Source organism: Mycolicibacterium sp. XJ879, assembly GCF_053483935.1.
The window spans coordinates 73,829-98,221 of record NZ_JBEFTH010000003.1 but is presented as its reverse complement, the minus strand read 5'-3'; the positions used below and the strand labels follow the sequence as shown (position 1 = coordinate 98,221).

At 66.0% G+C, this 24,393-nt stretch carries 27 protein-coding genes and 1 pseudogene; 19 read left to right on the top strand and 9 right to left on the bottom strand.

Annotation, left to right across the window (positions count from 1 at the left end; all coding sequences use genetic code 11):
- The first annotated feature begins 145 nt into the window (after window positions 1–145).
- From ABQF13_RS07660 to ABQF13_RS07650, 3 genes are all read left to right on the top strand, one after another.
- Window positions 146–694, top strand: a complete 549-nt coding sequence (locus ABQF13_RS07660) for an SseB family protein (RefSeq protein ID WP_448392141.1) — start codon at window positions 146–148, stop codon at window positions 692–694.
- Window positions 640–1,026: an SseB family protein gene (locus ABQF13_RS07655; RefSeq protein ID WP_448392140.1), complete on the top strand. Its 387-nt coding sequence runs from the start codon at window positions 640–642 to the stop codon at window positions 1,024–1,026. The genes ABQF13_RS07660 and ABQF13_RS07655 overlap by 55 nt, the downstream gene beginning before the upstream one ends.
- Window positions 1,027–1,318: 292 nt before the next feature.
- On the top strand, window positions 1,319–1,525 hold the full coding sequence (locus tag ABQF13_RS07650; RefSeq protein WP_448392139.1) for a hypothetical protein: 207 nt from the start codon (window positions 1,319–1,321) through the stop codon (window positions 1,523–1,525).
- Between the two features lie 67 nt (window positions 1,526–1,592).
- Here the strand turns inward: ABQF13_RS07650 and ABQF13_RS07645 are convergent, their stop codons facing one another.
- From ABQF13_RS07645 to ABQF13_RS07635, 3 genes are read right to left on the bottom strand one after another with little or no spacing between them, the layout of a single operon-like run.
- Window positions 1,593–1,979 (bottom strand): hypothetical protein, encoded by a 387-nt coding sequence (locus tag ABQF13_RS07645; protein WP_448392138.1) that lies wholly within the window; start codon window positions 1,977–1,979, stop codon window positions 1,593–1,595.
- 2 nt (window positions 1,980–1,981) lie between these two features.
- Entirely contained in the window at window positions 1,982–3,739 is a 1,758-nt protein-coding gene (locus ABQF13_RS07640) for a hypothetical protein (RefSeq protein ID WP_448392137.1), read from the bottom strand.
- A gap of 15 nt (window positions 3,740–3,754) precedes the next feature.
- Window positions 3,755–4,069, bottom strand: a complete 315-nt coding sequence (locus tag ABQF13_RS07635; protein WP_448392136.1) for an ESX-1 secretion-associated protein — start codon at window positions 4,067–4,069, stop codon at window positions 3,755–3,757.
- 146 nt (window positions 4,070–4,215) lie between these two features.
- On the opposite strand from ABQF13_RS07635, the gene ABQF13_RS07630 reads away from it, so the two are divergent.
- The 3 genes and pseudogenes from ABQF13_RS07630 to ABQF13_RS07620 form a co-directional block, all read left to right on the top strand.
- The gene (locus ABQF13_RS07630; protein WP_448392135.1) at window positions 4,216–4,917 is read left to right on the top strand and encodes a mycothiol-dependent nitroreductase Rv2466c family protein; all 702 of its coding nucleotides are present in this window, start codon (window positions 4,216–4,218) and stop codon (window positions 4,915–4,917) included.
- 61 nt (window positions 4,918–4,978) lie between these two features.
- The gene (locus tag ABQF13_RS07625) at window positions 4,979–6,223 is read left to right on the top strand and encodes a serine hydrolase domain-containing protein (RefSeq protein WP_448392134.1); all 1,245 of its coding nucleotides are present in this window, start codon (window positions 4,979–4,981) and stop codon (window positions 6,221–6,223) included.
- Window positions 6,220–6,330: pseudogene (locus tag ABQF13_RS07620) on the top strand (type II toxin-antitoxin system death-on-curing family toxin); the annotation flags it as partial. The gene ABQF13_RS07625 and the pseudogene ABQF13_RS07620, both read left to right, overlap by 4 nt.
- A 156-nt stretch (window positions 6,331–6,486) precedes the next feature.
- Here ABQF13_RS07620 and ABQF13_RS07615 read toward each other — a convergent pair.
- The gene (locus ABQF13_RS07615) at window positions 6,487–7,779 is read right to left on the bottom strand and encodes an alpha/beta hydrolase fold domain-containing protein (protein WP_448392133.1); all 1,293 of its coding nucleotides are present in this window, start codon (window positions 7,777–7,779) and stop codon (window positions 6,487–6,489) included.
- Between the two features lie 123 nt (window positions 7,780–7,902).
- Between ABQF13_RS07615 and ABQF13_RS07610 the strand changes: the two genes are divergently transcribed.
- The 7 genes from ABQF13_RS07610 (at window position 7,903) to ABQF13_RS07580 (ending at window position 13,483) form a co-directional block, all read left to right on the top strand.
- Complete coding sequence (locus tag ABQF13_RS07610; protein ID WP_448392656.1) at window positions 7,903–8,157, top strand: hypothetical protein; 255 nt, start codon at window positions 7,903–7,905, stop codon at window positions 8,155–8,157.
- Window positions 8,158–8,913: 756 nt separating this feature from the next.
- A complete protein-coding gene (locus ABQF13_RS07605; RefSeq protein WP_448392132.1) occupies window positions 8,914–10,050 on the top strand; it encodes a hypothetical protein in 1,137 nt (378 codons plus the stop codon).
- Window positions 10,051–10,186: 136 nt separating this feature from the next.
- On the top strand, window positions 10,187–11,851 hold the full coding sequence (locus ABQF13_RS07600; RefSeq protein ID WP_448392131.1) for an NERD domain-containing protein: 1,665 nt from the start codon (window positions 10,187–10,189) through the stop codon (window positions 11,849–11,851).
- The gene (locus ABQF13_RS07595; RefSeq protein WP_448392130.1) at window positions 11,848–12,396 is read left to right on the top strand and encodes a class I SAM-dependent methyltransferase; all 549 of its coding nucleotides are present in this window, start codon (window positions 11,848–11,850) and stop codon (window positions 12,394–12,396) included. The genes ABQF13_RS07600 and ABQF13_RS07595 overlap by 4 nt, the downstream gene beginning before the upstream one ends.
- Window positions 12,397–12,505: 109 nt before the next feature.
- Window positions 12,506–12,745 (top strand): AbrB/MazE/SpoVT family DNA-binding domain-containing protein, encoded by a 240-nt coding sequence (locus ABQF13_RS07590; protein ID WP_448392129.1) that lies wholly within the window; start codon window positions 12,506–12,508, stop codon window positions 12,743–12,745.
- The gene (locus tag ABQF13_RS07585) at window positions 12,742–13,176 is read left to right on the top strand and encodes a type II toxin-antitoxin system VapC family toxin (RefSeq protein ID WP_448392128.1); all 435 of its coding nucleotides are present in this window, start codon (window positions 12,742–12,744) and stop codon (window positions 13,174–13,176) included. Before ABQF13_RS07590 ends, ABQF13_RS07585 begins: the two co-directional genes overlap by 4 nt.
- A 49-nt stretch (window positions 13,177–13,225) precedes the next feature.
- On the top strand, window positions 13,226–13,483 hold the full coding sequence (locus ABQF13_RS07580) for an SWIM zinc finger family protein (RefSeq protein ID WP_448392127.1): 258 nt from the start codon (window positions 13,226–13,228) through the stop codon (window positions 13,481–13,483).
- 485 nt (window positions 13,484–13,968) lie between these two features.
- On the opposite strand, the gene ABQF13_RS07575 is transcribed toward ABQF13_RS07580, so the two are convergent.
- The 4 genes from ABQF13_RS07575 to ABQF13_RS07560 form a co-directional block, all read right to left on the bottom strand.
- On the bottom strand, window positions 13,969–15,012 hold the full coding sequence (locus ABQF13_RS07575) for a DUF2293 domain-containing protein (protein ID WP_448392126.1): 1,044 nt from the start codon (window positions 15,010–15,012) through the stop codon (window positions 13,969–13,971).
- Between the two features lie 12 nt (window positions 15,013–15,024).
- Complete coding sequence (locus tag ABQF13_RS07570) at window positions 15,025–15,375, bottom strand: hypothetical protein (protein WP_448392125.1); 351 nt, start codon at window positions 15,373–15,375, stop codon at window positions 15,025–15,027.
- Between the two features lie 145 nt (window positions 15,376–15,520).
- Window positions 15,521–17,137: a peptide chain release factor 3 gene (locus ABQF13_RS07565; RefSeq protein WP_448392124.1), complete on the bottom strand. Its 1,617-nt coding sequence runs from the start codon at window positions 17,135–17,137 to the stop codon at window positions 15,521–15,523.
- 20 nt (window positions 17,138–17,157) lie between these two features.
- Complete coding sequence (locus ABQF13_RS07560) at window positions 17,158–18,174, bottom strand: TIGR03617 family F420-dependent LLM class oxidoreductase (RefSeq protein WP_448392123.1); 1,017 nt, start codon at window positions 18,172–18,174, stop codon at window positions 17,158–17,160.
- A 30-nt stretch (window positions 18,175–18,204) separates the two neighbouring features.
- Here ABQF13_RS07560 and ABQF13_RS07555 point away from each other — a divergent pair, with 30 nt between their 5' ends.
- The 6 genes from ABQF13_RS07555 to ABQF13_RS07530 all read left to right on the top strand — a co-directional run bounded on the left by ABQF13_RS07555 (window position 18,205) and on the right by ABQF13_RS07530 (window position 23,267).
- The gene (locus tag ABQF13_RS07555) at window positions 18,205–18,558 is read left to right on the top strand and encodes a Fe-S protein (protein WP_448392122.1); all 354 of its coding nucleotides are present in this window, start codon (window positions 18,205–18,207) and stop codon (window positions 18,556–18,558) included.
- Window positions 18,559–18,575: 17 nt separating this feature from the next.
- Window positions 18,576–19,031, top strand: coding sequence for a cyanase (gene cynS, locus ABQF13_RS07550; protein ID WP_448392121.1), 456 nt, complete (start codon window positions 18,576–18,578; stop codon window positions 19,029–19,031).
- A gap of 91 nt (window positions 19,032–19,122) precedes the next feature.
- Window positions 19,123–21,540: a nitric-oxide reductase large subunit gene (locus tag ABQF13_RS07545; RefSeq protein ID WP_448392120.1), complete on the top strand. Its 2,418-nt coding sequence runs from the start codon at window positions 19,123–19,125 to the stop codon at window positions 21,538–21,540.
- Window positions 21,537–22,172, top strand: a complete 636-nt coding sequence (locus ABQF13_RS07540) for a hypothetical protein (protein WP_448392119.1) — start codon at window positions 21,537–21,539, stop codon at window positions 22,170–22,172. The genes ABQF13_RS07545 and ABQF13_RS07540 overlap by 4 nt, the downstream gene beginning before the upstream one ends.
- Window positions 22,169–22,978 carry an SPFH domain-containing protein gene (locus ABQF13_RS07535; protein ID WP_448392118.1) on the top strand — a complete coding sequence of 270 codons (810 nt, stop codon included), beginning with the start codon at window positions 22,169–22,171 and terminating at the stop codon, window positions 22,976–22,978. Before ABQF13_RS07540 ends, ABQF13_RS07535 begins: the two co-directional genes overlap by 4 nt.
- A complete protein-coding gene (locus ABQF13_RS07530) occupies window positions 22,971–23,267 on the top strand; it encodes a hypothetical protein (protein WP_448392117.1) in 297 nt (98 codons plus the stop codon). The genes ABQF13_RS07535 and ABQF13_RS07530 overlap by 8 nt, the downstream gene beginning before the upstream one ends.
- Here ABQF13_RS07530 and ABQF13_RS07525 read toward each other — a convergent pair.
- Window positions 23,264–24,280: an esterase family protein gene (locus tag ABQF13_RS07525; protein ID WP_448392655.1), complete on the bottom strand. Its 1,017-nt coding sequence runs from the start codon at window positions 24,278–24,280 to the stop codon at window positions 23,264–23,266. The two genes, ABQF13_RS07530 and ABQF13_RS07525, sit on opposite strands and share 4 nt — an antisense overlap.
- Window positions 24,281–24,393: the final 113 nt, after the last annotated feature.

Below are 24,393 nucleotides of genomic sequence, written 5' to 3'. Positions count from 1 at the left end.
CGCGCGCTCCAGCGTCATCGCTAAGGCAAGGGCAATCTGGTCGGTGGCATCTCTTTGGCGGAGGCCGAGGAGTAGGGGCAGGCGCCGCGCCGGGAATCAGCGGGAACACCGTTCGCCGTTCCCTCGGTGATTCTCAATACACACAATGCACAACGCGCGGCAGATCGTCGATGCTTTCCTATCGCTCGCCGATCATCTGAGGGGCTCCCTTGGCGGCCGTTGCATACAGCTGGTGGACGGGCAATGCTGGGTAAGAAAGGGGTGCGCCTTCATGACCTTGGTCGACAATGTGACCGTCCGTCGGGCGGTCGGTGAGTTCGCAGCCAGGCCGGACCAGAGATCCTCGATTGAGGTGCTTCGGTCGTGCATGTACGGCGAACTCCTCTTCGACCTCACTGGGTCGGACAAGCCAGAGGGCGGCTCGTATTCGCGCGGATCGCAGATCCAAATCCGCGGCGGGACGGGCCCAGACGGTGGTCGGGCGCTGTTCGCGTTCACGCGTCAGCAGGAGATCGCCCGTCTGTATCCGCCTGGCACGGAGACTCAGTCGATGGTCACGCCGGCGACCGGCGCGCTGGGAATGGCGCGTCGACAACACGACGCCTGGCTTTATATCGATCCGCCGGGCCGACGTGCGCATTGTCGGCCGCGGATATCGATTTTGCCTTGCGGAATCCGAATAACGAGCCCCTGAAGGCAGTGCTGGCTGCGCTCGATGCTGGTGATGCCGACAGGAGTGATGTCTTGGACGTCCTCTTGACGGACGGCCCGATGCTGCTGGCTGTGGACGAGGCAACCGAACCAGGCAAGGCGCGGGTTCGCTGGACAACCTTGGCCGATCGCTCACCGGCCCTGCTCGCCTTTACCAGCGCACCCGAGGCCGTCGCGTCCCACCCATCGGATGCCTACGCCGCGTTCACCACGCCCAAGGTTCTCGAGATGGTTAGTACGAACGGCTTCGACGGGATCATCATCAACCCCGCCGGGCCGTCAATTGCCTTCTCTAGAACCGAAATTGACGGATAGCTGTCGTTCGGCCGGGTTCACCTCGTGGCGCGGTTACACGTCAACGATCGACACCGATCCGGCCCGGGCTGGATCACATTGGTGAACACCGGTCACCACGGGCCCTCATGTGCGGGTTGATGCCTCGCCTCGAACGTGCGAAGCATCCGATAGCCGACGCCGGAAGATCATCGACCGTGATGACTCGTACCCGTCACCGACCCCCCATACATTTCGAGCACGCCGGCGTGCGCAACCCTGAAGTACTGCGAGATCCGGTCTCGAGCCATTCGAGCCATCTAGTTTGGGATTCGTGTTCGTTGGGGGCGTCGAGCGGACCGATCATCGCATTGATCTCGCGCTCACGCGCAGACCAGTAAAGCTGCGGCTTGCAATCATCGGCACGGTAGCAGACCACTGTGCCAAGCCGCCCGCCCTCATCGACGCGATTGTCAGTGTCTTCAAGCTCAAATCCAAGGGTGTTCAAGAGTCGGCCAATTCCAGGCTGCACCACTTCTGAAAAGCTCTGTGCCATCGTAGCTATCACCTACATGGCCTTCCACGTGCCGGCTGATCGACGACAGCTATTAACCTTCATTCAATAGTGCAGCGTGCGCGGCTGGGAAGTGGATATCGAAGAGTGCCTTCAGCCACGACATCACGGCGGTTTTGTTCGCATCAAGTCCCGGCGTCTCTAAGTCATCATGCGCATCACTAAGTAGCAACATGAAGCGCCATTTCTTTGATTGGTTGACAAGTCCGAATTCGTTCGGGGCGTCGAGGGGTGCAAGCATGAAATCGATTCCACCATCCCGTGCCGACCAGCAAATCTGAAGTTTGCAGTCTGTACGGCGGTAGTACACTGCCCACGCCGGACGATCTCCGTAGGTGATTCCGTCTTGAACTTCATCAAGCTCGAAACCTGCACTCGACAATGTGGGATCTAGAAACTCTTTTAGCTCAGCGGGTTTCATCTCTAGTCGTCTCCCTCATATACCCACGAGTTGCCGTACTGCTTGTATCCGAATTGTTCGGCGTTTTCCTTCAAGAAGTTGATCTCCAGGGCTGAGAAAGACCGCCTTTGCACCGCCGCGACCTGCTCGACGCTATCGAAACCCCCTGGCAGGACGTAGTCAATACGGGGCACGCCATTTTGCAACTGTATAAGCAGGAATTGTTCGTTCACCTGCCACGCGATGCTTCTCGTTTGCTCGTCACTGAGGCCATGCCCGATGGCGTTCCAGGCTCGGTCGCCTGTGTCGAAGTAGATACCGCCGTTGTTCCTCGCTTCACCGATATATCCTCCCTCGAGTCCGTCCCACTTGCCTAGGACCACGCGATCTGCCATCCCCGCATCGCCGGTCGGACTCGGTATGTGGTGTGTCGAGAGGTCTGCCACTTCACGGGCAAGATCAGCCGTCGGCAGCCCGTTCACGAAGGCTTCGTTGAGGCTTGATGTCACACGTGGAGCGTCAGGCGAGTAGCCGTCAGAGTAATCCCAGACGGCAGCCGCCGAACGATCGCCCGTTACCGGGTCGAGTGGCGTTGGATGGTCGACTGTGCCTGTACCACTTGGCATGTCGACGATATCGTCGGGAATGGCCGCACGGGCCGCGAGTGCGGCCTCACCGCCGAACATCGCACCCGGCGCAGTGATCGCGGCCTCGCCGGCGGCTTCACCAAGGAAGTGCCCGGGGTATTTCGTCGCGTGCTCGACTTCCTCGGCCAAGGTGTCGACCGGGTTTGTCGCGCGCTCCCAAGCGCCCTTGGCCATATCGCTCCACGCGCCTTTGAGGTCCTCCCACCCGTTGGCCCCAATCAGATCCTTGATGCTCTCTTCGGTGTTGAACCAGCCGTCGGCGAACCCCTCGGCGAACCCTGGCGGCGGCACCGCGTCGCGTTCAGCGGGTTTCGTTGCCGGAAGCGGCTTTTGCACGGCGGCGACAACCGCATCGAGTCGCTGCTCGATCTGGTCCGGCGGCACACCGCTGCGCAGCATCGTCTGTCGCGCAAGGTCTTTGAACTGCTCGACCTTAGCCGGATCCATCCGCACCGGCCCGGGGGTGCCCACACCATCTGGCGTAGCTGAAAAAGACCGCTGCTCGGATTCTCCGGTGAGCTGACCCAACGCGCCGTCGAGACTGTCCGGCGTGGCCGACCGCTCACCGGGCTTATCACGCTTATCACCGTCGTCGGGCAGCAACAGATCCTGCAGCGACGCCGCCGACTTCACCGCCGGTTCGGCAGTGCCACTAGCCGCGGTGATCGCGCCCGCCAGGTCCGCGTCCATCCGTTCACCGTCGGCGAGCGCCGCAGCGATGCGCTCCTGCAGATCGGCGACCTTGGCCGCGACCTGCGCGGCGTACTCCTCGGTCATGTGGCTGGTGTCCGGCGGGATCACCTGATTGGTGGACTCGTCCACGACCACCGCCGGCGCAGCGGCGGCATCATCGAGGATGCGCTTGATCGTGTCGGCGAGATCCTCAGCGTCCTGGTGGACCAGTTCCATCCGGTTCGCCGCGGCGCCGAGACTGTCGGCCACCGACTCGTGCTCGCCCGCCGACGCCTCCATCGCCGACATCGCCGCCTGCGCGCCGCGTCCCTCCCAGGTAGACACCCTGATCAACGAGCGATAGAAGTCCGCGGAACCGGTGTGGTTCGCCGCCGCATCGCGCGCTGCTCGAGCCAAATCGGCGATCTCGGGAGGCCACTGCTTGAGCTCCTCCAGATTCAACGTCACGTGCTCAACTCACGGCGCAGAACCCGCGTCGTCGATCTCGTCGGCGCTGGCGGCGTCAGTGCTCACATAGCCGTCCGCGGCCTCCCGGTGCGCCTGTACATACCTGGCGAAATGCTCGCCGAACCGCGCACCGTCCGCGTCCCAAGCCGCCACCATCGCGGGCAACGCCGCGGCCGCCGAACCCGATCCAAGAGCCGCATTGCTCGCCCGCGTCTGCGCCGATTGATGCGCCGCCTGAAAACCGCTGGCGTGACCGGCGAGCTGGTCTGCGGCCATGCGCAACTCCGTCGGATCCACCTTCAACGGCTCATCCGGATGTGACACGGCATCCCCCTTCCGCGCGCTAATCGCACATTAACACCGCTCCGATACCCTCCGGTACGCCAATTTGACCGCTACACGGTCATCGACTCCGGCGCGATTGCCTGGCAGGATGGCGACCACCTGCCGCCCAGCCTGAGGTACTCGCTGTGACCAATCACCCTGTCTCTGTTGACTTTCACTTCGACATCATGTGCCCGTTCGCCTACCAGACGTCGCGATGGATCCGCGAGGTGCGCGATCAGACCAGTCTGCAGGTGAACTGGCGCTTCTTCAGCCTCGAAGAGATCAACCGCCAGGACGGCAAGAAGCACCCGTGGGAGCGCGAGTGGTCCTACGGCTGGTCGATGATGCGCATCGGCGCGCTGCTGCGCCGGCAGTCGATGGCCGACGTCGACGCCTGGTACGAACGCGCCGCCCGCGCCCTGCACCTCGAAGGCCTCAAACCGCACGAAAAGGACGTCGCGCGAACACTATTGACCGAACTCGGCTTCGACCCCGGGCTGGTCGACGAGGCCATCGCCGACCCGACCACCAACGACGAGGTGATGGCCGATCACCAGCGCGTCGTTGACGCCGACGGCTACGGCGTGCCCACCCTGTTCTTCCCCGACGGGCAGTGCCTGTTCGGGCCGGTGCTCATCGACCCACCCGCCGGAGAGGCCGCGGTGCGACTGTGGGACGCCGTCGTCGCATGGACCGAATTCCCCCACCTCTACGAACTGCAGCGCCCCAAGACACCCGCCGACCAGCAGGCGATCGTCGAGTCCTTCCGCCCGTACCTGCAAGCCCGCGACTGGGTGTCGATCAACCGCGGTGAGGTCATCCCCTTGGACCCTCCCCAGAGCTGACTCGGTCCCCGCGAGGCCCGTGCGATGATGGCCCGCGTATCCCCGAGCAAAGGAGCTTCCGATGGGGTTCGAGCGCATCGACGACCTGCTGACCGGTGTGACCGCCGACGGCACGCTGCACGGCGTCGCCGCCACCGTGGTCGGCCGCGACGGCGTCCTCTACCAGGGATCAGCCGGAGATGCCAAGCCCGACAGCATGTTCCGCAACGCGTCGATGACCAAGGCCGTCGCCACCACCGCCGCGCTGCAACTCGTCGAACAGGGCCGCGTGCAGCTCGACGCGCCGGTCGCCTCGATCGTGCCCGAGTTCGGCGAGCTGCAGGTGCTCGACGGCTTCGAGGGCGGTGAGCCGGTGTTGCGCGCGCCCAAGACGCAGGCGACCGTCCGGCAGCTGATGACCCACACCGCCGGCTGCGGCTACCACTTCCTGAACGAGAAGCTCTTCACCTACTGCACCGAGCACGGCTTTCCCAACCCGCTCGAAGGCATCAAGCGCAGCCTCAGCGCACCGCTCGTTCACGACCCCGGCACGGTCTGGGAGTACGGCATGAGCACCGACTGGCTCGGCCTGGTCGTCGAAGCCGTCAGCGGCCAGACGCTGGCCGACTACCTCGCCGAGCACGTCTACGGCCCGCTCAACATGACCGACTCCACGTTTGCCCCCAGCGACGGACAGCGCGCCCGGCTGTTGCCCGTCCGCTTCCGGGCACCCGACGGCAGTCTCGTCACGACCGAGCTCGACCTGCCCGCCCAGCCGGAATGGGACGCGGCCGGCCACGGGTCCTACGGGACGATCACCGACTACGGGCGCTTCCTGCGCGCCTGGCTCAACGGCGGCGAGCTCGACGGCACCCGCATCCTCAAAAGCGAAACGGTCGAGCTGGCGTTGCGCGGCCACCTCGACGGGGCGCCGCTGCCGAAAATGCTGGAGCCGACCATCCCCGAGCTGGCCAAGCCGGTCGAGTCGCTCGACGTCCCGCAGGGCTGGGGCCTGGGCTTCCACCTGTACCTGGTCGATCTGCCCGGTATGCGCAGCGCCGGCTCGGCCGACTGGTCGGGGCTGTTCAACAGCTTCTTCTGGATCGACCGCAAGGCCGGTATCGCCGCGGTGATCGCCACGCAGCTGCTGCCGTTCTTCGACGACAAGATGGTCGAGACGATCCTCGGGTTCGAGGCGGCGGTCTACGCGGAGCTCGGCGCGGGAGAGTCGGTCAAGCGGCTCCAGGCCAGCCAGGCGGATCCCGGCTTGCGTGACGACCTCGCGGACCTCGCCGGTGAAACCACCGGTGACCTCGACGAGCTGTGACGATCGTCGCCGGTGCTGCAGCCTTGGGCGTCGAGCTGAGGGTGGCCGACTATGGCCTGCTCGATGCGGCAGTGGCGCGGCACCAGGCCAACGCCTTCGGGGTCGACGGCGGGTGCATGGCGCCTCGGCGGTCCTAGGCACGAGATTGCAGTCAGGGTCGTGCGGTAGTGCAGCAGCCCTCAGTGCAGTCTCGGTCATAGCGTCACGATGGTGTTGGCTCAGCAAGCGCAAACCAGTAATCGGACGAAAGTCGGAGTCGGCCGTCAGTACCCGGTGGGACTTTGTGATTCCGTCGCCTGCTGCCGGTCCGCGTAGATCTCGGCCAGGAACTGTTCGACGGCCACTGCCGCGTGCGCCGCGCGCGCCGAGCCAAGCATGTCGAAAGCGTGCTGGGCGAACGGCAATTCGGCGTATACCACGGGTTGGGTGCTGACGTCGCGCAGCTTGGCCACGAATGCCCGCGCCTGCTCGACGGGCACCAGCGAATCGTTGGTGCCGTGCAGCACGAAGAACGGGGGCGCGTCGGCGGCCACATGGTTCACCGGCGACGCATCGACATACGTGTCGAAGTTCGTCGACTGCGGTTGTTTGATGACCATCTGCTCGAGCAGTTCGGGCATCGACGGATGCATCGCGTCCTCGAAGCGGGTGAAGTCGTAGACGCCGTAGAACGGGACGGCGGCTTGCACCCGGGTGTCGACGTCCTCGAAGCCCGGCTGATACCGCGGATCGTTGGGTGTCAACGCCGCCAGCGACGACAGATGCCCACCGGCCGAGCCGCCGGTGATCGCGATGAAGTCCGGGTCGCCGCCGTACTCGGCGATGTGCGTCTTGACCCATGCCAGTGCGCGTTTGACGTCGATGATGTGGTCGGGCCACGTGTTGCGCGGGCTGTGCCGGTAGTTGATCGCCACGCAAATCCAGCCGAGCTCGGCGAGGTGGCTCATCAACGGATGTGCTTGTCCGCGTTTGTTTCCGGTGATCCAGGCGCCACCGGGAATCTGGAAGAGCACCGGCGCCTTGCCGGTCGGATCGAGATCGGGGCGCCGCCAGATGTCGAGCTGGTTGGCGCTGCTGAATTCGCCGTAGCTGATGTTGCCGTCGTGGGTGTAGTCGCGGTAGATCCGCAGCATCCGCAGCGCACCCGGACTCTTGGCGGTGCCCGCGCCGGCGGGCCGACGCCACAGGCCTGTCGAGTCGGTGCGGCGATCGGGGCCGAGGCCGGCGTCCAGTGCGTCGCGCAGCGGAACACCCGCCCGATGACCCGCGCGGTTGAAGTTCAGCAGACCCACCGCCGAAATCGCGGCCACCACCGCCGCGATGATGCGCACCGGCCGGGTCATGCGCCGAGCCGTCAACGCCAGCCCGCCGAGCTGGCTGGCCAGCGTCTGCAGCGGAAACTCGCTGACCACCAGACCGAGCCCGAACGACAGAATCGACGGGCGTCCGCGCCGCGCCAGCGGCCGGTAGCCGTTTAATGTCGCGGCGGCCGTCACGGCCGTGACAGCCAACGCCCCCAGCTGCCGGGCGACGTGGAGAACTCGGTCTTTGCGCATTCGGCCACCATACGAGGCGCCGCCGGTGCGGTCATGGATCGGCCACCGTGCCGGTTTATCCACAGCCACCTCATCGACCGGCACCACCAGCGGCCATCGTCGCCTACGCTGATGATCGTGGGAATGCTCGAGGATCACGAAGCGCGGATTTCGGCGCTGGAGGCAGCGCAGGGGGATTACCGCGCCGTGTTGGCGGCCGTCAACACGCTGGGCATGACCCAACGGGAACACACGACTCGTCTGACCAACGTCGAGACCAGGCTGACCGGCGTCGAGACGGAACTGGCCGATTTCCGTCAGGAAACCCGAGCCCGATTCCGCTCGGTGGATGAGCATCTCGCCGAAATCAAGGACTTGATCGTCGGCCGCAACGGCTGACCGCGCGCGTACCTGCCGCGGATGCCTACTGCGGTGTCGCTTGTCGTCGACGCGGCTCCCGCGCCCCGGTAATTCCATGTCTTTTCCGAGGTCCGCCGGGGACGGTCAGGTTGGCAAATGGCAGCGGGGTGTTCGAATCGAACAGAACCTGTCGTGTCGAGGCTGACACGTTAGCCATGAACGCGGCCAACATCTCTCGTTCGGCAGCGTCGGAGTTGGGGCAGGGCGCGAAGTGCACCCACAGTCGCTCAATGGTTGCGAGTGTCTTAAGCGGCCAGCCCCCTGAGTGCGGACTTCGCGCACCAAGCGGTGTCCGGTAGTACTGATCGACCCGCTTGGATACGGATGATCCTGCTAACCCGATGTACAAGATCGTCTCATCGGGGAGCCACATGGACGCTATGCGTTGCTCAAGTTGACTGGATGTCGGGCGCCTGCCGTTCAGCAAGAGTTCCGGCCGAACATGGAGCAATTCTGCTATGGCAGAAGGCGAGATTGGACACTTCGACTGTCCCGCTGTGTCGAGCACGGAGTCAGTCATGGCGACGATATAAACGCCTGGGTCCCGAAGCGGCACCGGGGTTCGCCACGGCACTGTGCCTGCGGATGTCAGCCCGACCGCCGCCATGATCGTCGCAACGTTCGACGGCATATTGCCAGGCTACTCACGAGACGGTGTCAGCCCTCACTGACTGATTTGGGAGTTCGTGGAGGCACTCGGCCGTTCTTGTCAGTGTCCGCGCGTACGGTCCGCTCATGAACGACGGACGCAGACGACGCCAAGCCAAACAGGCGCGACGTGCCGCACGGCGTCGAGCCAAACGTGACACCACGGACGACGCGCCACTGGTATCCCTGGTCCGCGACTTGCTGTACACGCGCCGTCCGCTGGAGCTGCTTGCGTTGGCCAGCGCGCTGATCCATGCGGCGACACCAGACGTTTTCACGAGGCTGCAAGGCCCTCGCCGCGAGGCGGTTTGTCTCGATCAGGTGGTCACCAATCTGATCGACAAGCCGTGCCGTGAGACGACCTCTCTGCTCGCCGTGCTCGCTGAACTGCATGTCGACGACGAAGACCTGCGGGAGCGGTGTCGTCAGCATGTTGCCGCGCGAGACGACATGGCGCCTGCCTGGGCGTACCGGCTCGGGCAGATCGACCTCTATCGGGCCGTGCGGATGCCCCACGTGCTCGGCGACGCCGATCAGCTGCTGATCGGCGCGCGGCTCATCGGCGGCCACGAGCTGACCTGCCTGGTGTACATCGACCACAACGACGGGTCGGAAGTCACCGACGTGCTGTTCCTGCAGGATTCGATCGCTAATGTGCTCCGCGCCGCCAAGCACCCCGATATGAGCGTCGTCGATATGACCCTCGCCGATGCTCGGGCGTGGATCACCCAAGGGCTCGATCATCCGCTGCTTCGATACGGGGATGACAGGTGGTGGGAATGGCGGGCACTGGTGACCTGGCTGATCCGGCACCTACCCGAAAGCGGCACCCAACACCGGCCGCCCCTAGTCGATTTCGAGCAGAACGAGGAGGTGGTCGATGCGTTCTTCGCATCACCGGCGGGCGCTCCGTTCACTGACCGCGACTACCGGGAATTGCTGCTCGAGCTCCTGGATACCGGCACCGGCGACCCGCTGCGCTGGAGCGCAACACGCGTCGAGCACGCACTGGACGCATCGTCATACGACAACGGCTATGTATCCATCGCCACCGTCCTCAACGTGCCAGAAATTCTGCGCGCCTATATTCCGTTCGCACACGCGCAGAGCGGGATTCGCGGAGAACTCACCGCGACGGCAATCGCCGTCGTCGACCAGTTGGCGAAGTCATACAAACAGGAGGTGTTGGACTGGAGTGAATACTTCGGCGCCGACGCGTCGTAGGGCCCGTATCAGGTGCGGTGCAACGCCGCGCGCGCGAGTGCGGCCGCCGTGCGGCGGGTTTTGCGCCAAACGCAGGCCGCAGAAGACGCGAAATATGTCGGCCGTCCGTCCTACCCTCCGACTGTGGGGGAACGTCATGACGATCACGCCTGATGAAACGCCGCGCTTGGCCAACGCCGCCGAGCGCAGGGTCTACGGTTGCCTGCTCGAGCAGCTCGAACCCAACGATGCGGTGATCGCCGGCCAGCGCGTCACCGACCACCTCAAGGACCACGAGGTCGACTTCGTCGTCGCCATCGAGGGTGCGGGCATCGTCTGCCTGGAGGTCAAGGGCAACGACGTCTGGCACGACGGCGAATCCTGGTGGCAGCGCCGCCGCGGCCACGAACACAAGATCAACCCGGTGCGCCAGGCCCGCGAAGCCTGCTACGCGCTGCGCGAGTTCATCGAGAAAGACGACCGCTGGACCCAGGGCCGGCTGCGCTGGGACCACGTCGTCGTCTTCCCCAACGCCGAGATCGCCGCCGACTTCGCGCGGCCGGAATGCCCGCGCTGGAAGGTCATCGACCGCAACGACCTGCCGACGCTGGTCGACAAGCTCAGATACGTGCTCATCCGCCAGGAACTCGACCGCCCGCTGCTGACCGCGACCGGTATCGAACAGCTCTCAACAGCACTGAGCGGCAGGGGATTACCGCAGCGCAGCATCGTCGCTCGCGCGTTGGCCAACGAGGACTCCGCCGACGCGCTCACCGAACACCAGGCCGTCATCCTCGACGCCATCCAGCTGCTCAACCGCGTCGAGATCCGCGGGGGAGCGGGCAGCGGCAAGACCTTCCTGGCGATGGAGCAGGCCCGCCGGCTCTCGGCCAAGGGCCAGCGCGTCGCGCTGGTTTGCTACTCCCACGGGCTGGCGTCGTACCTGGAGCGCATCTGCGCCACCTGGCCGCGACGCCAACAACCCGGCTACGTCGGGGAGTTCCACGACCTCGGGAAGCTGTGGGGCGCGCCGGAAGGACCTGACGAGGCGCTTCGTACCGACGAGACGGTGCAGTTCTGGGAACATGACCTTCCCTTGCAGATGACCGAGCTGGCAACACAATTGGAGCCGGGGCACCGGTTCGATTCGATCGTGGTCGACGAGGCCCAGGATTTCGCCGACGCCTGGTGGGATCCGCTGTTGGCCGCGCTCGCCGACGATGAGTCCGGCGGCATCTATGTGTTCACCGACGAGGGTCAGCGGGTGTTCAACCGGTTCGGCGCACCACCGGTCCCGCTGGTGCCGCTGCTGCTCGACCACAACCTACGCAACACCCGCCAGATCGCCAATGCGTTTCAGCCGCTTGTCGATCACCCGATGCGTTACCTCGGCGGCGAGGGGCCCGCGGTGCAGTTCATCCCCTGTGCGCGCGAGGACGCGATGAACGTCGGCGACGACGCGGTCGACCGGCTGCTCGAGGACGGCTGGCGCCCCGAGGACGTGGCGCTGCTGACCACCGGCAGCCGTCATCCCGAACAAGTAGAGCGGCAAAAGGCCGGGCATCGGGCCTACTGGGACAGTTTCTGGGATACCGATCAGGTGTTCTACGGGCACGTGCTCGGATTTAAGGGCCTTGAGCGACGGGCGGTGGTGCTGGTCGTCAATGAGGAGTCCGCGTTCGATCGCTCCCGCGAACGGCTCTATGTCGGATTATCCAGGGCCCGTGATCAATTGGTCGTTTGCGGGGATGCCGACTTCATCCGCGAGGTGGGTGGGCCCGACTTGGCGCGGCGACTGAACCTGCCGTCGGCTGGCCGATGAGCGAGCAGGACCGCGATCGCTGGGAGGGACGCTACCGAAGCCGCGCGGCGCCATCCGTGTCCGACGTGCGTGTTCCTGCCGTGTTCGCCGCGTTCGAGGACATCTTCCCGACCGAGGGACGAGCGCTGGACCTGGCGTGCGGGCCGGGGCTGGCCAGCGTATGGCTCGCCCGTCGCGGCATGCAGGTCTGGGGCGTCGACATCTCGCCGACGGCCATCACGCAGGCGCGGGATCTGGCGGCACGCAGCGGCGTCGGCGATCGCTGCCGCTTCGACGTCGTCGACCTCGACTCCGGCCTACCCGCGGGTGCACCCGCCGATGTTGTTGTGTGCCACCGGTTCCGGGACCGCCGACTTGACCAACCGATCGTCGGGCGACTGGCACCCAGTGGGCTGCTGGCGATCTCGGCGTTGAGTGTCGTCGGCGCCGACCCGACACCGTTTCGGGTGGCGCCAGGGGAATTGACGACCGCGTTCGCTCAGCTGGAGATCATCGCCGCGGATGAAGGGGACGGCGAAGCGTGGCTGCTCGCCAGGAAGCCTTAGCCCGTTTCGCCTTGCGCGTCGTAGCCCTTCCGAGCATGGATAGGAGCTTCGGCTAAGGCCCTTCACTTCCCGCCGCGGGGCGATGGGATCTGGCTGGTACTCTAATCCCATGGAGGCTGTCATCGATTCCGGCGGGCGTGTTGTCCTGCCCAAGCAACTTCGTGATGCATTGGGCCTGGCACCCGGTACGAAGGTCGATATTTCTGCCTACGGCGGTGGGATACAGATCATTCCCGGCGGGCGAACCGCACGAGTTCGGCGGGATGAGGACGGACGCCTGGTCGCCACAGCCGACACCGTGGTCACCGACGAAATGATGTTCGCGCTCATCGATTCAGGACGCCGTTGACGCCGGCGGGTGTCACAGCGGTCGACACGAGCGTTGCAGTGCCGCTCCTCATGACTTCCCACCCACAACACGCCATGGTTGCGAAGTGGGCCAAGGGGCGAACTCTGGGTCTTAGCGGTCATGCGCTGGTCGAAACATATTCTGTGCTCACACGCCTTCCTGGCGATGCTCGCGTGGATCCTAGTGATGCCGTGGCATTGCTCGACGAGAATTTCCCCGAACCCCTACAACTCGGTGCACGGGCCGCACGAGCCGCCCATCGTCGGTTCGCCCGACGCGGGATCGCCGGCGGAGCGACGTATGACGGACTCGTTGCGTTGGCGGCTCGTGAACACCGCGCAGTCCTGGTCACCCGAGACGCGCGTGCCAGGTCGACCTACGAGGCACTCGGGGTGAGGACCGAAGTGTTGGCAGTCGATATTGCGCCGTGACGGCGTCTCAGTCGAGCCTGGGCCACTCCGATCGGGCACCATGGTGCCCGTGCCGCTCTCTGAAACGACGCTGTTCGACATGGCCGGCGACCTCGTCTACGGCCGCGGCGAAGATTACGTCCGCTATGTCTGTGGGCTGCGCATCACGGACGTCAAGGCCTACGGGTCGATCCAGGCCAAGAAGGTCTACACCGTGGAGCTCGACTGGTCCGGTCCATTACCCGACGGGGTCTGCACTTGCCCGCACAATGCCGACGGCAATTTCTGCAAGCATCTGGTCGCCGCCGGCCTCGCCGCGTCTGGTTGAGCCCCGACGACGTCGCCGTCCTTCGTGCCGACTTCGTCCGACAACCTTCGGTCCAGACTTACGGCGTGCTGCGCGATTTCGCCGCTAGCGTCGACCGCGCCGACGCTGAACGTGCCTGGGCGTTCGACCAGGCGCGGGAACTAGCGTCTGACCGCTTCGCCGCCGGCGCGTTTTTGGTCCAGCTCCATCTGAGCGAGGGTGACGTCGACGCCGCATGGCAGGCCGCCGACCGGTACGGCCCCGGCTGGGCGTGGCGGGAGTTGGCCGACCGCGGCGCTGAAGCCCGGCCGGTGGCCGCCGCGGACCTGTACCGTCCGGAGCTGGAGAAGGACCTGCATCACCCCAACTCCAAGCTTTATCCCGATATCGCCGCGAGACTGGCGACGATGGCGCAACTCTACGAAAAGGGCGGCCGCCGCGAAATCTACACCAGGGTCGTGGTGCGGCCCGGATCACAGCCCTGGCGCAGAATTCGGCGGACGGGGTCACCCCGCATCGGGCTCGTCGAGAGCGACGACACCGTCGCGCCACGTGTCGAGCACGTCCTCGACGCGCGTATACACCTGTGCGCGCGCCGATTCACGGTCATATCCCGACATGAGCAGGTCGTCGTAGTCGGTGTCGATATGGCGCACCGACGCCGCGACGGCAAGCAGTACCGCATCGGGGTCCAACGACCGCCCGGCCGCGCTTCGCCCGACCCGTCCGCTACCGCGTGCCGCGGCGTGCATCGCGATCGCCTCGGCGCGCTCGGCCGGACAACCCGGAAACTGCTGGCGAATGGCCTCGGCGAACTCGCCGCGAAACTGCGCATCCTCCTCGGCCCGACGATTCTGATCACATTCCCTGCGACGGGCACGCGCGTCCGCGTCGGACAGACATTCCTGCGCAGCCTGCTCGACGGCCGCCGGCTCGACCAAAATCCCTTGCCGCTCATACCGTTTGCGCCGCGTGCTCCAGCGCACGACCACCGCCGACAGGCGACTGGCCTTGCGCGCGCGACGCGTCAACGCCGCGTCGCCGGACGGCAGGAACTCCAGGTGGCCGAGGTCGGCGCAATCCAGGCACAGCGCTCCGGCCTTGTTCTTGAGGAGTAAGTCGCCGGGCTCGTCGCACGAATCGCACGTCCAGGCGTTGTGCGGCGAGATCACCACGATGTCCTGGGGCCGCTGGCGTGGGCGCTCGGAGACGGGGTCGGGCCCGTAGGCGGGCATCCAGTGGGTGCGGTAGGCGCGGTCGAGCTCGGGATCGTCGTCATCGGTGAATCGCAGATTTCGGCAGCTGTCCTCGGACGGCCTCAGCTCACGATCTCGGGCCCACTGCTGTAACGCGGCCAGCCCGGCGGCGACCTTGTCGGCGTCGACTCCCATGCACCGGCCCAGCACCGGAACCCGGCCGCGCTCCCACTGGTCGACGTTCGACCGCGCGAGCCAACCGAGGCCGACGAGTATGTCGACGGGTCGGACGAATCCCTGCTCGGCCATCGTTGCCTCGGCAATTCGCGCGACCCGGGTCTGAAGATTCGCCATGGTGCCGTCTGGCTACTGTGCCGGTCCGTTATGGCCTTGATCGGTGATGGTCGTCTGAAGAAGCTCGACGATACGTTGTTGCCCAGCGGCCATCACGTCGAACTTTCCGCGCATCTCCGTGAAGCCGTTGTCGACGTGGGAGCGCAGGTCGACGAAGTCCTGTCGCAGGGCATTGAAACTCGCGGTGGTTGCCCGGCGGAAGTTCCGAATTTCGCCTCGGAACTCGCTGACATCGCGGTCGGCGGCCCCAGCGAGAACGCGGGCGGACGCCGCGTCCTGCTCGTTGGCGCGCACCCGCCCGGTTAGGTCGTGCACCTGCGCTTCGAGGGCGCTAACGCGTGATTCGAGGTCCCCGGACGCCACGTGTCGAGCTTAGCGGTGCTCTCCGACAACGGAATCACTATTTTCGTCCGGCTAAGTCCGGCCTTCGGTCGCCTCGACGGCATGGCGACAACAGCCCTCAGTGCAATCTCGCCCGTAGCACGCTTTCGGGCACATCCACCCAGGGCTATTGCCCCGCGGCCACCAACGACCCCAACTGAACGTCCGGATTGTCCCGTTGGAAGCCCTCCAGCCGCCACGGGGTGGAGAACAGCACCAGCATCACCCCGTCGGTGCGGGTCAACACCTCCGCCGACACCTGCTTGTCCATGAACGCGGCGTCCTCGGGCTCGACGACCCGTGCCACCTGGTAGGGCAACGACTCCAGCGAGATCGGCGCGCTCAGCTCGGTCGCCATCCGGTGCGTCGCCACCTCGAACTGCATCGGGCCGACGGCGGCGAGCACCGGGGCCTGCTCGCCGCGCCGGTCGGAGCGCAGCACTTGAACCACGCCCTCCTGCTCCAACTGCTCGATACCCCGCCGGAACTGCTTGTGCTTGCTCGGATCCTTGCACCGCGCCACCGCGAAATGCTCCGGCGAGAAGCTCGGAATCGGCGGATACGCCACCGGCTCATCGCGATACAACGTGTCCCCCGGCCGTAACACCGCCGCGTTCGCCAACCCGATCACATCCCCCGGCCACGCGGTATCCAACGTCGACCGCTGCTGCCCGAACACCGACTGCGCATACTTCGTGACGAACGGCTTGCCGGTCGCCGCATGGGTGAGCACATCACCACGCTCGAACGTGCCCGACACCACCCGCGCATACGCGATGCGATCTCGATGCGCCGAATCCATACCCGCCTGCACCTTGAAAACGAAAGCGCTGAAAGCCGATTCGGTGCTGCGATGCACCCCGTTGACATCCACCGCGCCCGCCGGCGCGGGCGCGAGTTCGACGAGTACATCCAGCAGCTGGTTCACCCCGAAATTGAGCGCCGCCGACGTGAACAACACCGGAGACGCTGTGCCGCTGAGGAACTCGTCGCGATCGTAATCGGCGCCGTCGGCGGACAGCAGTTCGGACTCCTCTACCGCGGTATCCCAATCGTCGCCGGCCGCAGCATTGGCGTCGACGGCGGCGATGTGCTCTTCCGGAGCCACCTTGGCCCCGCCCGCGGTGCGGGTGAACCGGATGAAGTGACCGCCGCGGCGGTCCATCACGCCCTTGAAGTCCCCGGCGATACCGACCGGCCAGGTCAGGGGAGTGGGACGCAGGCCGATCCGCTGCTCGATCTCATCCATCAACTCCAGGGCTTCGCGGCCCGGCCGGTCCCACTTGTTGATCACCGTGATGATCGGAATCCCCTGATGTCGGCACACCTGAAACAACTTCAGCGTTTGCGGCTCAAGACCTTTCGCCGCGTCCACCAACATGACCGCGCAGTCGACAGCGGTCAGCACCCGGTAGGTGTCCTCGGAGAAGTCGGCGTGGCCGGGGGTGTCGAGCAGGTTGATCACGCAGTCGCGGTACGGGAACTGCAGCGCCGTCGACGTGATCGAGATGCCCCTGGCCTTCTCCATGTCCTGCCAGTCCGACACCGTGGCGCGCCTACCCGCCTTGCCGTGCACCGCGCCCGCCTCGGTGATGGCCTGCGCATGCAGGGCCAACGCCTCGGTCAGCGTCGACTTACCCGCGTCGGGATGGCTGATTACGGCAAACGTTCTGCGTCGGGCGGCTTCGGCGGCGATACGGCGGGTCGCCGACGTGTCGGCCGCCACCAGGGCATTTTCTGTCATCTCTGCAGCGATGATACGAGCTACCTGTCGGCTATCCGCCGCGCGACCTCGCCGTAGCGCTCGATGCGCTCGGGATCGGCCAGCGCGTTGTACAGCACGATGCGGGTCGCCAGCCCGGTGTACTTCTCAACCAGCGCGTCGGCCAACCCGTCCCACGTCGACTCCGTGGCGAACTGAGCGATGTGCTCGTCGGTGATTTGTGCCGCCATCCCCTTGAAGTCGCCGGCCTTCTGCTTCTCGCGGATCCGTGCCGTCGTCCCCTCGAAGCCTGCCTCGTCCCAGATGAACGCGTAGTTCGGCGTGCTGCCGTAGAAGCTCATGCTCGCCCGGACCAGCTCACGCTCGCGATCGCGTTCCTCGTCGCTGTCACCCACGATCGTCATCACCGGAACGATCACCGCGACGTCATCGGGCGATCGGCCCGCCTTCTCCGCCCCCAAAGCGATGTTCGGCACCACGTGACGCCACATGTATCCCGGCTCGCCGAGCGGATGTACATGAACCCCGTCGGCCACCTCGCCGGCCATCCGCAGCATCCACGGATTGACAGCTGCCACATCCACTTTCGGGTCCGGCGCGTCGATCGGCCCGGGGCTCCACTGTGGCGTGATGAAGTCCAGATCGTAAAACTCGCCGTGGTGGTCCAGCGTGCCGGTCCGAAACGCCGCGAAGCACGCCTTGACCGCCAGCACGTAGTCGCGCAGCCGGGGGCCCGGCCGCTCGAACTCCACGCCGTAACGCCGCACCACGTGCGTGCGCACCTGCGTGCCCAGGCCCAGGCGAAACTTGCCGGCCGTCGACTCGGCCAGCTCCCACGCCGTCGCCGCCGTCACGAACGGGCTGCGCGGAAACGCGACAGCCACCCCCGTCGACAATTCGAGGCCCGGCGCCGCCTGCGACGCCACCGCGACGTTGAGGTATGCGGTGCGCCCGGTTTCGGTGAACAGCAGGCCCGAGAAGCCCGCCTGCTGCGTGCGCTCGGCGAGGTCGCCGGTCTGTCCCAACGGCTGCGGGGTCGTCATCGCGTCGACAAACATGGATCGGACGCTACGGGTTAAGCTCTGACCATGGAACTACTACGCAACGTAGTTGTACTGCTGCACATCGTCGGCTTCGCCGCGACCTTCGGCGCGTGGATCGCCGAGGCGGCCGCACGACGGTTCCGCATCGCCCGCCCGATGGACTACGGGCTGCTGCTCTCGCTGCTCACCGGGCTCGCCCTGGCCGCGCCCTGGCCCGCGGGCATCGAACTGAACTACCCAAAGCTCGGCGTGAAGCTCGTCCTGCTCGTGATCCTCGGCGGGCTGCTCGGCATGGGCAGCGCACGGCAGAAACGCACCGGCGAAGCCGTGCCCCCCGCGATGTTCTGGGCGGTGGGGGTGCTGTCCTTCACCGCGGCGGCCGTCGCCGTGCTCTGGTAGGGGCACAATGACGAGGCATGACCCGAGAGCAGATCACTGAACAGATCGTCACCGCCCGCCTGACCAAAGGCCTGACCTGGCAGCAGCTTGCCGACGCCATCGACAAGCCCGTCGTGTGGACCACCGCCGCCCTGCTCGGCCAGCACCCGATCCCCACGGAAGCCGCGCGCACACTCGTCGAACTGCTCGGCCTCGATGAGTCGGTCGTGCCCATTTTGGCCGCCGTCCCGATGCGCGGCGGGCTACCCACCGCGGTACCCACCGACCCCACCATCTATCGCTTCTACGAGGCCCTTCAGGTCTACGGCGGCGCCATCAAGGAGCTGATCCACGAACAGTTCGGCGACGGCATCATGAGCGCGATCACCTTCAGCGTCGACGTCGAGAAGAAGCCGCATCCGTCCGGGGACCGTGTGGTGGTCACCTTCGACGGAAAATTCTTGCCCTACGATTGGACCGCAGCCGAATCCTGACCCGGCCGGAATCGACCAGAACAACACATATCTCAACGCATACCGCTATTTTTACTAGCAGAATGCGTTAAATCCCAGTGGGGGGTGTGGCATGACGGATCAGTTCCTGGAACCTCAGCCGACGAAGGCCGAGCTCGCCATCTCGAAAGGCTGGGTCCAGGGCGTCGCGCTCGTCATGATCTTCGGCTTCACGGTCATGGGCATCCTGGCCGCCAGGACCTACACCGACTCGATGCCCCAGCCCCAACGGGTGGTCGGCCCGGACGGCCAGACCCTGTTCACCGAACAGGACATCACCGCCGGACAGCAAATCTTTTTGCGCCGCGGCCTGCAGCAGTACGGCTCGGTGATGGGTCACGGCGGCTACCTCGGGCCCGACTACACCGCGGAGTACCTGCGGCTGTCCGCCGACCACGTCGGCCAGCAGCTGCGCGACCGCGGTGTGCAGGACCCCACCGCCGCCGTCGCGGAGATGATGCGCACCAACCGCTACGACGAGTCCACCGGCACACTGCAGTTCACCGCCGAGCAGGCCCGTGCATTCGACGCGATCCAAGCCCACTACGCCGACATCTTCGGCACCGACTCCACCGAATACGGCCTGATCCCGCGTGTCATCACCGATCCGCAGGAAATCAAGGAGCTGACCGCGTTTTTCGCGTGGACCTCCTGGGCGGCCGCCGCTGAACGCGAAGGCCACGCCTACTCCTACACCAACAACTGGCCACCCGAACAGCGGGTGAACAACACCCCGACGGCCGACATCCTGGTGTGGTCGGCGATGTCGCTGATCGCGCTGCTGGCCGGGCTCGGCGCGCTGTTTGCCCTCTACGGCCGGTGGAGCCGCAGGATCGGTTGGCACGCAACAGAAACCCCGTCGCTGCGGTTCCGCCAACCCGGCGAAGTCCAGATCACCCCGTCGCAGAAGGCGACGGCCTGGTTCTTCCTCGTCATCGCGGTGCTCTTCCTCGGTCAGGCGCTGCTGGGCGGCGCCATCGAGCACTACCGCGCCGACCTGAGCGACTTCTTCGGTATCGACCTGGCCCAGCTCCTGCCGTTCAACCTCGCGCGCACCTGGCACGTGCAGCTGTCGCTGCTGTGGACGGCGGGAGCGTTCCTGGCCGCCGGAATCTTCTTGGCGCCCATCATCTCCGGGCGAGAACCGCGACGGCAGTCCTGGCTGGCCTACGCGCTGCTGGGCGCGCTGGTGGTCGTCGTCGGCGGCACCGTGGTGGGCACCGCGCTGAGCACGTTCGGCGTGGACTGGGCCAAGGGCTCGATCTTCTTCGACCAGCAGTGGGAGTACCTCGACCTGCCGAGGTTCTGGCAGATCCTGCTTGTGCTCGGGCTGTTCATCTGGATCGCCATCGTGTTCCGGTCGATCCGGTCGCGGTTGAAGACCGAGAGCAAGTTCAACATGCCGTGGCTGTTCTTCTACGCCGGCCTGTCCATCCCGGCGTTCTACGCGGTCGGTCTGCTCGCAGGCACCGAAACACATCTCACCGTCGCCGAGTTCTGGCGGTTCTGGGTGGTGCACCTGTGGGTCGAGGACTTCCTCGAGTTGTTCACCACCGTGATGGTGGCCTACATCTTCGTGATGCTGGGCGTGGTGCGCCGCAAGATCGCGATCCAGCTGATCTTCCTCGACGTCATCCTCTACTCGATGGGCGGCGTCATCGGCACCATGCACCACCTGTACTTCTCCGGAACCCCGGTGGAGCACATGGCCCTTGGCGCGTTCTTCTCGGCGCTGGAGGTCATTCCGCTGACGTTCCTGACGGTCGAGGCGTGGACGTTCCTACAGCTGGGCTCGCGACAGCAGTCGCGCAGCAGCGCGCCGTTCCCGCACCGGTGGGCGGTGCTGTTCCTGGTCTCGGTCGGCTTCTGGAACTTCGTGGGCGCAGGCGTATTCGGCTTCCTGATCAACCTGCCGATCGTGTCCTACTACCAGATCGGCACGGCGCTGACCGCCAACCATGCGCACGGCGCGATGATGGGCGTCTACGGGATGCTCGCCGTCGGGCTGGCGCTGTTCGCGTTGCGCTACGTCATTCCGCCGGAACGATGGCCGGACAGGCTGGCGAAGATCTCGTTCTGGTCGTTGAACATCGGGCTGGCGTGGATGGTGTTCGCCACGCTGTTGCCGCTCGGTGTGCTGCAGCTGTGGCATTCGGTGAACGACGGCTACTACGAGGCGCGCACGTTGGGCTACATCACCGAGCCCGGCAACGCGGTGTTGGAGTGGTTGCGTATGCCCGGCGACTTCCTGTTCATCATCGGCGGGGTGCTGCCGTTCCTCTGGATCACTTGGCTCGGTGTGCGTTACGGCATCAAGGCGAGGACGCACACGCTGCCACCGGAGACCCTGTTCGTCGAGGAGCACGCCGAGGCCGAGGAGGACCGCACCGGGTTGGCCGCCACGGGAACCGGCGGCGGCACATCCTCGCGCTATGCCTCCGATCGGCGTCCGCCGGCGCCCGACGACCGTGACACCGAGGCCAGTCCGTGATCGGGGGCATGCAGGCCGCCACCTTTCTGGCGATGGGCTACGCCGCGGTGCTGGTCGCAATCGCCTACGGCATCGACACATTCGCCCGGCGCGCGGCGGCCAAGGTCGAACAGCACCGCAACGGTCCGTTCGTCTACCACGACGACCACGACGCCTGGCAGTGCCCCGAGGACCAGTGGTTGTGGCCCACCTCCTTTGACCCCGACAACCGGGTGATGCGTTACCGCGGCACCCCGTCGATCTGCAATGCCTGCCCGGTCAAGGACACCTGCACCACCTCGCAGGACGGCCGTGAGGTGAGCCGCGCGATCGACAGCTGGCCCGCATCGGAGGCCGCGCGGTTCCACCGCGGAATCGCCTGTGCCGTCAGCGCAATCGCGGTCATCTGGCCGCTGGCCATGGCGCTGGCCGCTGACACCGCACCCGAGGCGCTGCTGTTGGTGGGCACGGCGGTGCTGGCGGGGCTGGTGTCGCTGCCGCTGTGGTCGCATCTGCGCCGCACCCCCGGAGTGCCCGAGGGTGTGGTGTTCCAGTCCCTCGACGATAACCTCGAAGAGCGAAACCGGTTGGCGGAAGCCGAAATACGTCGCCGCACCACGTATGCATCGGATCGACGGGAGCCGCACGGATGAGCGCATGGGCGGTGGTCGCGGTTTTCTTGGCCGTCGTGGTCGTGGCGGTCGCGGTCGCGTCAGTGCGCATCATCAAGGAGTACGAGCGCGGTGTGGCGTTCCGCCTGGGCCGGCTACGCGGGCCGCTGGGGCCGGGAATCATCCTCGTGCTGCCGGGGATTGACAAACTCGTCCGCGTCGACCTGCGCACGGTGACGCTGACCATCCCGCCGCAGGAGGTCATCACCCGCGACAACGTCACCGCCCGCGTCAACGCCGTCGTGCTGTTCCGGGTGACCGACCCGACGAACTCGGTGATGGCCGTGGAGAACTTCGCGGTCGCCACCTCCCAGATCGCGCAGACCACCCTGCGGTCGGTCGTCGGCCGCGCGGACCTCGACACGCTGCTGGCTCACCGCGCCGACCTCAACGAGGATTTAGCCGCCTCGATCGCCAAACAGACTGAGCCGTGGGGCATTCGGGTCGAGGTCGTGGAGATCAAGGACGTCGAGATCCCCGAGATGATGCAGCGCGCGATGGCCCGTGAGGCCGAGGCCGAACGGGAACGACGCGCCAAGGTGATCAGCGCGCACGGTGAGCTGCAGGCGTCGACCGAGCTGCGCGACGCCGCGATCACGCTCAGCGAGAGCCCGGCGTCGTTGCAGCTGCGCTACCTACAGACGCTGCTCGAACTCGGCGCCGACCAGAACTCCACCGTGGTGTTTCCCATTCCGATCGACATCGTCCGCCCGTTTCTCGAAGGCGGTCAGCACACCGGCGCCAGCGATGCCGTCCCGCACATCAGAAGAGTGAGGTCCGATGACTAGCACCCCACCCGAACCCGAATCGATCGACGAATCAGGGCGTCCCGTCGTGCTCGAGCCCACCCCGCCGGGGATGTGGCAGGCGCTGCTGGGGTTGGCCGTCGCGGTGCTGGCCCCGTTGTTCGGCTTCCTGGTCGGCGGCATGGTCGGCGTCGGGGAGAGCGGCGACGCCGTTGATCCGATGTTCTTGTCGCTGTTCACCGGGATCGTGATCGGTGGCATCGCCCTGCTGGTGGCGTTCGCCGGCGGGGCGCGGTGGTGGCGGCACCTGCACCGCCACGGCGAGGCCTAACCTGCGGGTACCGGGAGCGCGGGCGGCAGCATGGGCGCCGCGGGCGCGGGCATCGGCGGCGGTGGGGGTGGCGGCGGCGGAATCGGCGTCGTGAGGATCCGCACCAAATCCGGTTTCATCGCCTGCAATTGCGCACCCCAGTAGCCCCAGCTGTGCGTGCCGTTGGGCGGGAAGTTGAACACCGCGTTGCGGCCACCGGCGGCCAGGTACTTCTCCTGGAACTCCTTGTTGGTGCTCAGCGTGATGTTCTCCAGGTACTGGGCGCTGAACTGGGTGCCGAAATCTCCGCCGGCGTCCAGGTCGCTGGTGGCGCCGTTGCCGCAGTAGACCCACAGCGCGGTGCGGTGGGCCACCAGACGGTTGATGTTGAGCATCGGGTCATTTCGCTGCCACGCCGGGTTGGTCGGCGGACCCCACATGTCGACCGCTTCGAAACCGCCGGCATCTTTCATCGCGAACCCGATCAGCGTGGGCCACAACCCCTTTGACGGGTTCAGGTAGCCCGACAGCGACCCGGCGAAGATGAACTGCTGCGGATACCACGCCGCCAACGTCAACGCCGCACCACCCGACATCGACAGCCCCACCACCGCGTTGCCCCGCGGATCCTGACCCCTGTTGGCCGCCAACCACGTCGGCAACTCCCGCGTCAGGAACGTTTCCCATTTGTAGGTGACGGTGCCGTGGGTGCCTTTGGCCGGGGCGTACCAGTCGCTGTAGAAGCTGGACTGCCCGCCGACCGGCATCACCACCGAGATGCCCGACTCGTAGAACCACTCGAACGCCCCGGTGTTGATGTCCCAGCCGTTGAAGTCCTCCTGGGCGCGCAGGCCGTCGAGCAGGTACACCGCATGCGGCCCGCCGCCCTGGAACTGCACAAGGATGTCGCGGCCCATCGACGGCGACGGCACGCGCAGCATCTCCACCGGCAGGCCCTCACGCGAATACGCCGACGCCTGCGGCGCGACGACCAGAGCCGCCATCGTCACCGCGGCGGCCAGCACTGCGCCCATCCGGCGCACGGCACGCCCCAATCCGTTCGTCACCGCGCGAAACTAACAGGGCCTCCGCGCTGACCCTCGCCCCCGCGCGGGGAGTGATCAGCTTGTTACCGAAAATGATGCTA